A 10,733-nucleotide genomic window follows, 5' to 3' on the forward strand; every position below is an offset into this window, starting at 1 on the left:
GACGTCGGCCGGACGGTGAAGAAGGGCTGGGAGGAGGGGAAGTCCTCCGCGGAGAACTGGAAGCAGACGTTCGGGGAGTCGCTGCGCGACGGGCTGGGTTCGCGGGCCGGCGGCGCCGCCCGGCACCATGCGGACCGTGCGGCCGGACACGGCGAAAGCGGCGGCCACGAGGGCGGCGGCGAGCACGGGAGCGGAAACGGCGGGGACGGGAACGGCGGGGACTCCGCGTCGTCGACCAACTCGTCCTCCCACACGTCGGGTTCCTCGGATTCGTCAGGCTCCTCGGGCTCGGCGGGTTCGTCGGGTGGCTCGGGCAGCACCGGGACGTCGGGCTCGCACGGGTCGGGGTCGTCGTCCGGATCCTCGCCGAGCGGCTCGCGCAACTCGTCCGGCGACTCCGGCAACGGCGGTGCCGACCACACTCCCTCGGCCGACAACGGGAACAGCGGTGACGGCGGCGCCGGCAACCGGAGCGAGAGCACGCCCCGGCCGACGCCGGCCCCGGCACCCGCGAGCGACCACCGCAGCGCCACACCGCTCGACCCCTTCGGCACCCGACTGAGCTCCGACCCCGCGCCCGCCCCCGCCGCGGACACGGCTGCGCCCGCCCACACGGGTACGGACAGCCGTCCGGCGCCCGGCTCGGACGGCCCGGTGCCGGCTACGGGTGACGGCCGCGGTGCGGACGCGCCGCCCGCGCACACCGGTACCGACAGCCGGCCCAACCCTTCTGCCCACGACGGTTCTCCGGACGGACCCGCGCACAACGGCGACGCCCCCGCGGACCGCTCCGGCGCGGACACCACCCGGCCCGGCCCGACGTCCGCGCACCCGGCGCCCGACAGCGCTCCCGCTCCCGCCCCTGCCCCGACCCCTGCGTCCCAGCACACCGGGGACGGATCGTCGGCCCCGGCCCACGGTGCCACGCCCCACGCCGGTGACAGCGGCACCACCTCGCACCCGGGTGGGGACGCCACTCGGCCCGGTCCGGTCTCCGCCCACACCGCGTCGGACGGTTCGCCCGCTCCGGCGTCGACCCCGACCCACGGCGGTACGCCGGCCGGACGGTCCGAGGCGGCGCCTTCCGCCGGTCCGCACCACGGTGGTGACAACGGCACGCCGTCGCACGCGGGTACGGATGCCAACCGGCCCGGTCCGGTCTCCGCCCACACCGCGCCCGATTCGTCCCGCACGCCGACGCCGGGCCACGAGGCCGGCTCCCCGTCGTCCCGTCCGTCCCCGGATGCCGGTCCGACGCCCGCGCACGCCCAGCAGGCCCAGCCGCATTCTGCCGATGCACACACCACCGCTCCGTCCTACGGTCCGGTGCGCGGTAGCGACGAGCCGTCCGGGAGCCCGTCCCACAGCGGCGACGGGCGACCGTCTCCGTCGTACGGTCCGGTGCGCGGGGACGCCCCGGCGAGTACCACGGCCCAGTCCCACAACGGTCCGGAGGTCGGCCGCCCCGGGCACGAGGCGCCGCCGCAGCGCCACGAGTCAACCCCGCGGGCCGAGGAGGGCGCCCCGCAGCAGGAACGTTCCGGTTCGGCGGTGCCGCCGCATGCAGGTTCGGTGCCGCACGTCCCGGCCGGCGACGCCTCCCGCGCGCCGTCCTCGGACGGGCCGCCCCGGGCGACCGTCCACACCGCCTCCACCGCGGTCGCCGATGCGCCGCCGACCCATACGCCCGGTACGCCCACCCCGGACAGCGCCGCAACGCCGTCCACGGGCCAGCCGTCCCAGAACCCCGGCCCGGTGAACCCCGGCGCAAGTGTCCCGCCGACCACCGGGACGCCCGGCACGGGCAGCGCGAACACGCCGCGTACCGACCGCCCCACCACCGGCACCCCGAACGGCAACCGGCCTGCCGACGCCGACCGGCCCACCGTCCCCGGCCAGCGGAACAACCCGGGCCCGGACCGCACCGACCGCCCCACCAACCTGGGCCAGCAGCCCACCGCCGGCCGTCCCGACCCGCGGACCGGCACACCGCGTCCCGACGCCACCTCGCGTCCGGACCCGCGTGCCGACCGCCCGGCCGCCGACCGTCCGGCCTCGGCACCTCCGCGTCCGGACGGGACCACCCGCCCCGACCCGCGTACCGACCGCCCGGCCGACGGCGCTCCGCGTCAGGACCCTCGGGCGGAGCGTCCGGACGACGCACCCGCTCGCCCGGACCCGCGTGCAGACCGCCCGGAGGCGGACCGGCGCGACGACCACGGCGGGCCTACGCCGAACCGCGACCCCGAGCACGCCACCCCGGACCACAAGCCGGCCGACGGCGACACCCCGGACCACAAGCCGGCCGACCCGGACCGTCCGGCGACCGCCGACCGTCCGCACGGCAGCCCGGGCGGCCTGGTCGAGCCGGGCCACCACGACCGCGAGCGGGTCGAGAACTCCGTCCCGCGTGATGCCGACGGCAAGCCGCAGCGGCACCCCGACCCGGAGGGCGACTGGCCGCGCGCCATCAACGGCGACCCGGACGCGCCCGGGCGCCACAACAACTGCGTCGACGTGGCGCTTGCCACCGTCGACACCTACTCCGGCCACCCGACGCCGGCGGCTGCCCGCACCCCCGACCACGACGCGGACGGCAACCCCTCGGACCGCGGTGAGCGCGGCGGCCGCGACCGCATCGAGAACGCCCTCGGTGCCAAGTTCTCCGACATGGGCGACGGCAAGGACGCCTATCGCCGACTGGAGGACACCCTCCGCCGCGAGGGCCATGGTTCGCAGGCCGTCATCATCACCCGCGACGCGGACGGCCGCGCCCACGCCTGGAACGCCGTCAACCACAACGGCAAGATCACCTACGTCGACGCCCAGACCGGCCGCCGCTCCAACCAGCCCCTCCACAGCGGTGACCACGGCGTGTTCGCGATCCCGCTGGGCCCGGACCGCCGCCCCGCGACCCCGCACACCGACCCCGGCCAGTCCGGTCACACCCGGACCGACCGTCGGGCCCCGGAGGAGGTCGCGGGCACCAAACACGATCTCGATCAGGACGGTGATGACGGGCCGCCCGGCAAGAAGCCCAAGAAGGGGGTCGACCCCGAGGCCGAGGGCATGCCGAAGATCGACCGTCGGGACGAGGTCAAGGGCAGCGCGGAGTTCGGCGCGGAGCAGGACGAGAAGCACGAACACCACAGCCGGCACCCGGACCCTTCGCAGGTGACGCTGCGCACCGAGCAGAACGTCCACCAGACCGATCTGGGCAAGGCGTTCGCCAACCTGGAAGCTTGGGAGCGCGACGGCTCGGTCCAGCGGCTCTTCGACGAGGCTGCCAAGCGCAATGACTTCGACGGGTCGAACCCCCAGCAGGGGTTCACACACGGCGAGCTCTCCAAGGCGCTGGATGGATTCGGCCAGCTCGACCCCAGTGAACGCGGTGCCGTGGTCGCGGTCCTGGCGCGGATGAACGTGAGTTTCCACCAGGGCAACGCAGTGGGCTACGCGCTCGACGGCCGACCGGACGGCTACGAGTGGTCGGACGCGAGCGTTCCGCGTCCACCGGTGGGACGCTCGTGGGGTGCCCACTTCCACCAGAAGTTCGACATGTGGGGTGAGAAGCCGTCGAGCCCCGCGCGGAGCATCTTCAACGAGATGCGCGGCGACAACGGCTTCGGAGACCGGGAACCAGACACCACCTGGGCTGACCATTTCCGGCGTACGACCAACGGGACCGAAAACGCCCTGGACATGAGCGGCCGGAACTTCGCCGTGCTGGAGGTTTGGGATCCGGAAAAGAAGGAGACCCGTTACATCGTCGACAGCTCGGCGTCGAACACCGCGAAGGAGCACCAGGACCACTCGGAACCTCATGTGGGCAAGTACTTCGACGAGGTGAACAAAGCCCGGGTCGCCGACGGCAAAGAGCCGTTCAAGCCTGTGCACCTCTACACCGAGCGGGAGCCGTGCGGATACTCGTCCGGCGGTTCTAGGTTCGGCGGCGGCAGCAATGACTGCTCGGTCTACATCCGCGGGTCCTCCTCCCTGGGCAAGGTGGATGTCAGCTACGGCATCGGGTACCGCGCCGGACCGATGGTCGACGGGGCCAAGGACGCCGCCGGTGACCCGATGACGGCGACGAAGGCCCGGAAGCAGCAGCAGGCCGACACCCGCTGGTACATGCGCAACATCGAGGTGCTGTGGATGCGGGCCGCCATGCGGAGGGACGGCGGGCCGGATGCATAGGATTGCCGCATGACGAACGACGAGTCGCCCGCGACTGTTTCCGTTGCCGTCGATTGTGCCGGGCACAGCCTCGAATCGGTGATCGTGGCAGCCGCGCGGGCGGCCGCCGAGGCTGGTCCCGACGCCAAGGTGCGGCTGGAACGGGTCGAGGACGCCGGCCCGCTGGTGAGCTCGGACGAGCCCGCACGGATCAGGTCCTGCGGCAGCCGGGAGATTTCGCGGCTGGTCGGGCGACCAGTGACTCTCGCCCCACCGTTGGGTGGCACTCGGCCGGCGGTCGAGCGCCACGAACTTCCGGTCGATCAGGAAGAGTTGCTGTGGCTCGCCGCTGCGTCGGCGCTGGAGCTGCCGCGGTCGGGCGTGGAGACCTGGCGGACATTCGCGGCTGCTCTGGTCGAACGGCCAGTTACAGTCGAGCAGTTGGAGGGTTTTGCGGCCTCCCGCCCGGAGCTCGTGGTGGAGGGCCGCACGGTCGGGTTCGTCGAGCGCGAGGCTCATCGGGACATCCGGGCGCGGCTGCCGCTGAGCGGTATGCAGCAGCGCGCGATCCACCGGGCGCTGCTCAACCTTCGGTCGGACGAGCCCGCCTACATGGGCGCCGCACGGCCGGTGCATGCTGCGCTGGCCGGGGAGTTGGGGGAATGGCTCACAGACCCGGATTTCCTGGTGGAGTCGGGGTGGTACGGCCTGGGCCTGGGCCTGGCGCTGGCGTATTCGGAGGGCGTGCCGCTGGGCACGGTCGCGGGTGATCTGCACTGCCTGCTGCTGGAGGGGGTGGCCGCGCCCGCGAGCCACGAGGAGTGGCTGAGCTGGGTGCACCACACACTGGTGGGACGGGGTTTCACGGCCGCAGCGGACGAGGTGGCGACCCGGGTGCGGCTGCCGTGGCAGACGCTGTGGTCGCACTGGCGATGGCCGAGCGGGTACGCGCCGCGGACGCCCGCGGAGACCGAGCAGGACAGGATCCTGCTGGTGCACGGGCCCGACGGTCCGACCCTCGCCACCCGGCACGAGCCCTGGGACGGCGACGGTACGGTGTACGAGCAACTCCGGGACGCCAGGACGGGTGAGCCGCTCGGTGGCCCGAGCACGGAGCCGCACACCGGGATCCTTCCTCAGGAGCAGGCACTCGCCGGGATCGTCGTCGGCCATGTGAACGGCGAGTGGGCCCTTCGCCGGTGGAGGGACCTCTCGGTGCCCGCGCTGCCGTGGATGGGCGAGTCGGTCACCTTCGCCGCCCTGTGCGAACCCCCGGACCCCGCAGCCGGAGCATTGTGGGTGTTCATGGGGCGGTGCGGGCTGTTCGGCGCGGTGGTGCACGAGGACCTGATGGCCCGGTTGCCGAGGTTCCCGCGCGGTGAGCACGGAAGCCCGCTCAGCGGCCGCGCGAGGTGGCCCCGGCCGGAGGTGTCCTTCGACGGGCCGCTCGGCCGGGAGGAACTGGAACAGGACCGGGCGTTCGGCCGCGGAGCATGCCACCCGGTGACGCCCGAGCGGCTTCCGGCCGCGGTCGAACACGGTGCCACCAGGGAGTTCCTGGGCGAGGTGGGCTGGCCGGCGGCGGATCATCCGGGACTGCTGACCTCCGAACTCGCGCCTGGTGGACTGGTTCCGGCGGACGGTCGCCCCGGGCTGCTGGCCGGGCTCGGCCGGTTCTTCGGCTCGCCGATCCTGCTCGATGGCCGTACCGGCGAAGTGTTCGGCGAGGACTGGAACCGCGAACTCGTCCTGATCGCCAGTGGGTTGCCGCAGTTCCTCCGGATCGTGATGCTGCACCGTGCCGTGCTGCAGGTGCCCGTCCTGCTCGGTGTGGACGACTCCCTCAACCTGGAGGAAGACGTCCTCAGCTGGATCCGGACGATCGATCCGGCCGCCGCCGAGGCCGGGTTCTGGGAGCAGAAGTACTTCGCGCCGACCCTGCTCGACCTGTGGCAGGAGGCTCCCGAATAGCGCCCCCACCGCCACCGCCACCCGCAGCCACCTCCTCGCACCGACGCAGCCCTGGAGCCCCGACCGTGACCTCCCATCCAGTCCACCAGCCGCACCCGCACCTGGGCGGGAGGGCACCCGCGCTCCGGGCCTTGGCGGTGTGGCTCGCCGACGGGGCGTCCCCGGCCACGGTGCTGATCACTGGGAGCGCGGGGAGCGGCAGGTCACGGCTGCTGACCGGCTTCCTGATGCTGTGCGACCCGGAGTACCGCAAGCTCCTCGACACCGATGCGCTCCAGCCGGACACCGTGCCGCCGGCAGACCTGCCGGCGCCGCCGGTCATCGCGGCAGACGGGCTGACACCGGCCCAGCTGCTGTGGCTGATCGCCGACGAGCTCGGGCTGGGCGTGGATCGGACCGAGGACGTGTACGCGCTGCTCGCCGAGGAGCAGGAGCGGCCCGTCCCTGTCGTCGTGGCCGACGTGGACCGGTCCGGTGTCCTCCGCGAGCTGGACGGTCCGGCCCGCGCCGCGCAGGAGGTCCTGCTGCCCTTGGCGCTCGCGCCCGGGATCCGGCTGCTCACCGACGTGCCCCGGGCGCAGGCCGAGTGGCTGGCGGAGCGGTTGCCCGCCGAGGACCTCCTGGTGATCGACCTCGACGAGGAGCCCTGGGCGGACGCGGATGCACTGCGGCTCCAGGCTGCCGCCATGGTCGACCTGCCGGATTCGGCCGAAGCGATCGCCCGGAACGCGGGCGGGCCGCTGGTCGTGGAACTGGCAGCCTGGTCGCTGCTGGCCGTGCCCGACGGCCCGGCAGTGGGCTTCCCCACCACGGTGGGGGACGCGCTCGACCTGCACGCCGAGCGTTGCGGCACCGACGAGCTCACGCTCCGCCGGCTGCTTGCCCCGCTGGCGCTCGCCGGCGCCGGAGCCTCCCTTCCGTTCTCGCTGTGGGAGCCGCTGGCCTCGGCGGTGGCCGGCAAGGACCTGTCCTCGGCGTTCGCCGACGGTCAGGCACTCCTGCTCCCCTTCTTCGACCTGCTCGACGGAGACGACGATGCGGACGGCTCGGAGCCCGCCGTCCGGCTGCGGCACCCGGCCCTGGCCGACGAACTGCGGGAGCGGTTCGGCACGACCGTTCGCGAGAGCAGCCGCAGGATGGCCAGCGCCCTGCTGGCCCGGCTCCCCGAGGGGCCCGGGCGGTGGTCCGAGGCGCCGGCCTACACCCGTTCCGGCTTGGTCCGGCACGCGCTGGAGGGCGGCATCCTGCCGGAGCTGATGGCGGACCCGGCATTCCTCGTCCACGCCGACCAGGTCGTGCTCCGCGCCGCTGCCGAACACCTCACCGGTACCGGTGCAGAGCTGCCGGCCGTCGGACGGACCTGGCTGCGCCTCGCCCCGTTGTTCACCCGCACCCAGGCCGATGCCCGCACCATCGCGGGCCTGCTGGAGCACGGCTGCCGACAGGACGGCCTGTCCGTCTCCGAGTTCGGTGTCGACCTGCCCTGGCGCACGCTCTGGCACAGGCCGCTGGCGGGGATCGCCGGGATCACCGCCGCAGCGGGCCCGGACGGCACCCCGGCCGTGGTGGCCAACCTGCCCGGAGGCGAACAGCCGCTGGTCGCCCATCACGCGCAGACCGGCGAGCCGCTGGACGGCGACCCGGAACAGCTCGTCCGGCCGTCGGACGAGGACCGGGAGACCGGCGCCCTGCGACTGAGCGTCGGTGGCGACTACCTCCGCATCTGGCAGGCGGAGGGCGGGCAGCTGGCCGTCTTCGCCGCGACCGCTCCACTCGCCGGGGCCGATGTCACGCCGGACGGCATCGTCCTGGTGGCGGACAGCACGGGGCTGAGCGCGCTGCGCGTGCAGATCCCCGGCAGCTGAGCCGGATCGGGCGGTGACCGGAGCCGTGACGGGGGAGAAGGGAGATCTCGCAGGCTTCCTCCAGACCTACCTGAACGTGGAGGTGGCGTTCCACCACCTCCCGCGGGTTCGGTCGACACTGTCGTCCTCCGCCCCGGAGTGGGGGGAGTCGATCAAGCGGGAGTTCTCCCGGGTCCTGGAGGCGAAGGAGCTCTCGGTCGGGCAGTACTGCGAGACGACCTGGGTCGACTTCGAGAGCGAGGCCGAGTTGTACGCCTACCTCGGCAAGGTCTACCGGTACCTCTTCCTCGGCGCGGACGAAGTTCCGCTTCCGCCCGACTGATGCCGGGCACGAGAGCGATGCGGGGCCGTTCCGGGTGGTCGGTCGCAGGCCGGCACGCCGTCCTGCTGACCGACCCGGAAGGAGAGCACCCGTCATGGATGTGAGGATGGTCCCGACCGGATTCATCCGGCAGTACCTTCACGTGGAGACGGCCCACGCCTACATGCCCGTCGTTCTGGCCAACGTGAAGCGGGCGGACTGGGCCGACGATCTCCGCCGGATGTTCGACTACGTCCTGGAGAAGCGGCCGTTGTCGCACGGCGAGTACTGCGACCTGACGTTCGTCGATTTCGAGTCGGACGACGAACTCTACGCATACCTCCGGAAGGTGTACGACTACCTCTTCCTCGACTCCGGCGAAGTGCCGGTGCCTCCGGACTGACGACCCGTCCGGCAGGGTCGTGGGCACGTGACAGAGTGAGCCGGTGACCGGGGAAGGACGGGGGGAGAACACCGTGGACATGCCGGTGACCGTGGACTGCGGCGGGCTGCACGTGGATGAGGTGCAGGCCCGGGCGCTGCGGGCGGTGCGGGAGAGCGGGGCTTGGAGTGTGCGGCTGGAGGGCGTCGGGTCGGCAGGGCCGTTGATCAGTTCGGCCGAACCCGGCCGGATCGGGCAGTGGGCGCGGGGCCGGGCCAAGGCGGTGCTGGGGGTGGGCGTCGAGGTTGCCCCGGACGTCCGGCCCGGGCCGGTGGCCGGAGGCGTGACCGCGCAAGGTCCTCTCGACCAGGTGCTGTTGGCGGCCTCGGGTGCGCTGGAGCTGCGGCGTTCGCCGCTCGTCGTCTGGCGGGCTGTCGTGGCGGCTCTGGCGGGGCCGGTTGCCGAGGAGGAGCTCCAGGAGGCTGCGGAGCGGCACCCGTTGCTCGTACGGGACGGCGGAGGCATCGGCTTCGCCGACGTCCACGTGCACCGGGAGGTACGACGCAGCTTCCCGCTGTCGGCGGACCAGCAGCGTGCCGTGCACCGGGCCGTGCTGGGGCTCCGGGAGGAGCCGGCTGCGGCCGGGTACCTGCATGCGGCACGGCCGGTGCATGCGGCGTTGGCGGGGGAGTTGGGGGAGTGGCTCTCCGATCCGGATTTCCTGGTGGAGTCGGGGTGGTACGGCCTTGCTCTGGGGCTGTCGCTGGCGTACCCGGAGGGTGTGCCGCTGGGCACGGTCGCGGGTGATCTGCACTGCCTGCTGCTGGAGGGGCTGGCCGCGCCCGCGAGCCACGAGGAGTGGCTGTCCTGGGTCCACCATGCTTTGGTGGGGCGGAGGTTGAGCGAGGCTGCGCAGGCGGTGGCGACCCGGGTGCGGCTGCCGTGGCGGACGGTGTGGTCCCGGTGGCAGTGGCCGAGCGGGTACGCGTCCCGGCAGCCGGAGGAACTCGCGCAGGACGAACTCTGCCTCGTGAACGGTCCGGACGGGCCGGCCGTCGCCACCCGGCGTGAGTCCCAGGAGGACTGGGGCACGGTGTTCGAGCAGCTGTGGGACATCCGCACCGGCGAGAAGCTCGGCGGGGTGGACACCGAGGTGCACGAGAACGTCCTCCCCCGGGAGAAGGACCTTTCGGGTCGCACGGCCCTGCACACGGACGGGGCGTGGAGCTCCGCCGGTCTCGGCCTCCAGTACGAGGCGGTCGCCGAGCTGCCATGGGTGGGGGAGTCGGTGGAGCACGCCGTGCAGTGCACGCCCTCGGACCCGGCGGACGGCACGCTGTGGGTGTTCATGGGACGGTGCGGGCTGTTCGGCGCGGTCGTGCACGAGGACCTGATGGCCCGGCTGCCGAGGCTCCCGCGCGGAGGGTACGGCCGTCCACTCAGCGGCCGCGCGCAGTGGCCCCGGCCGGAGGTGTCCTTCGCGGGGCCGCTCACCCGGGAGGAACTGGAGCAGGACCGGGCGTTCGGCCGCGGAGCATGCCACCCGGTGACGCCCGAGCGGCTTCCGACCGCGGTCGAACACCTTGCCACCAGGGAGTTCCTAAGCACGGTGGGCTGGCCGGTGGCGGATCATCCGGGACTGCTGACCCCCGCACTCGCGCCAGGTGGACTGGTTCCGGCGGACGGTCGCCCCGGACTGCTGATCGGGCTCGGCCGGTTCTTCGGTTCGCCGATCCTGCTCGACGGCCGCACCGGCGAAGTGTTCGGTGAGGACTGGAACCGCGACCTCGTCCTGATGGCCAGCGGACTGCCGCAGTTCCTCCGGGTCGTGATGCTGCACCGGGCCGTGCTGCTGGTACCCGTCCTGCTCGGTGTGGACGACTCCCTCAACCTGGAGGAAGACGTCCTCAGCTGGATCCGCGCCATCGATCCGGCCGCCGCCGAGGCCGGGTTCTGGGAGCAGAAGTACTTCGCGCCGACCCTGCTCGACCTGTGGCAGGAGGCTCCCGAATAGAGCCCCCACCGCCCGGCAGTGACC

At 73.0% G+C, this 10,733-nt stretch carries 6 protein-coding genes and 1 pseudogene; 6 read left to right on the forward strand and 1 reads right to left on the reverse strand.

All coding sequences use genetic code 11. From position 1 onward, the window contains the following. A pseudogene (locus ABZ641_RS16165) lies at positions 1-404 on the reverse strand (hypothetical protein); the annotation flags it as partial. 1,168 nt (positions 405-1,572) lie between these two features. Between ABZ641_RS16165 and ABZ641_RS16170 the strand changes: the two are divergent. The 6 genes from ABZ641_RS16170 to ABZ641_RS16195 all read left to right on the forward strand — a co-directional run bounded on the left by ABZ641_RS16170 (position 1,573) and on the right by ABZ641_RS16195 (position 10,709). Next, a complete protein-coding gene (locus ABZ641_RS16170; protein WP_359982398.1) occupies positions 1,573-4,197 on the forward strand; it encodes a toxin glutamine deamidase domain-containing protein in 2,625 nt (874 codons plus the stop codon). Positions 4,198-4,206: 9 nt separating this feature from the next. Beyond that, the gene (locus ABZ641_RS16175) at positions 4,207-6,147 is read left to right on the forward strand and encodes an SUKH-4 family immunity protein (protein WP_359982400.1); all 1,941 of its coding nucleotides are present in this window, start codon (positions 4,207-4,209) and stop codon (positions 6,145-6,147) included. Positions 6,148-6,212: 65 nt separating this feature from the next. Next, the gene (locus ABZ641_RS16180; RefSeq protein WP_359982402.1) at positions 6,213-8,012 is read left to right on the forward strand and encodes an ATP-binding protein; all 1,800 of its coding nucleotides are present in this window, start codon (positions 6,213-6,215) and stop codon (positions 8,010-8,012) included. 13 nt (positions 8,013-8,025) lie between these two features. Further along, a complete protein-coding gene (locus ABZ641_RS16185) occupies positions 8,026-8,334 on the forward strand; it encodes a hypothetical protein (protein WP_344627776.1) in 309 nt (102 codons plus the stop codon). Between the two features lie 94 nt (positions 8,335-8,428). Continuing rightward, complete coding sequence (locus ABZ641_RS16190; protein WP_359982404.1) at positions 8,429-8,716, forward strand: hypothetical protein; 288 nt, start codon at positions 8,429-8,431, stop codon at positions 8,714-8,716. Positions 8,717-8,759: 43 nt separating this feature from the next. Further along, complete coding sequence (locus tag ABZ641_RS16195; RefSeq protein ID WP_359982407.1) at positions 8,760-10,709, forward strand: SUKH-4 family immunity protein; 1,950 nt, start codon at positions 8,760-8,762, stop codon at positions 10,707-10,709. Positions 10,710-10,733 lie beyond the last annotated feature (24 nt).

This window comes from Kitasatospora sp. NPDC007106 (genome assembly GCF_040634455.1).
Classification (GTDB): domain Bacteria; phylum Actinomycetota; class Actinomycetes; order Streptomycetales; family Streptomycetaceae; genus Kitasatospora; species Kitasatospora arboriphila.

Excerpts from the sequence above, each read along its gene's own strand:
- ABZ641_RS16190 (WP_359982404.1), top strand. The coding sequence starts at position 8,429 with ATGGATGTGAGGATGGTCCCGACCGGATTCATCCGGCAGTACCTTCAC.
- ABZ641_RS16175 (WP_359982400.1), top strand. The coding sequence starts at position 4,207 with ATGACGAACGACGAGTCGCCCGCGACTGTTTCCGTTGCCGTCGATTGT.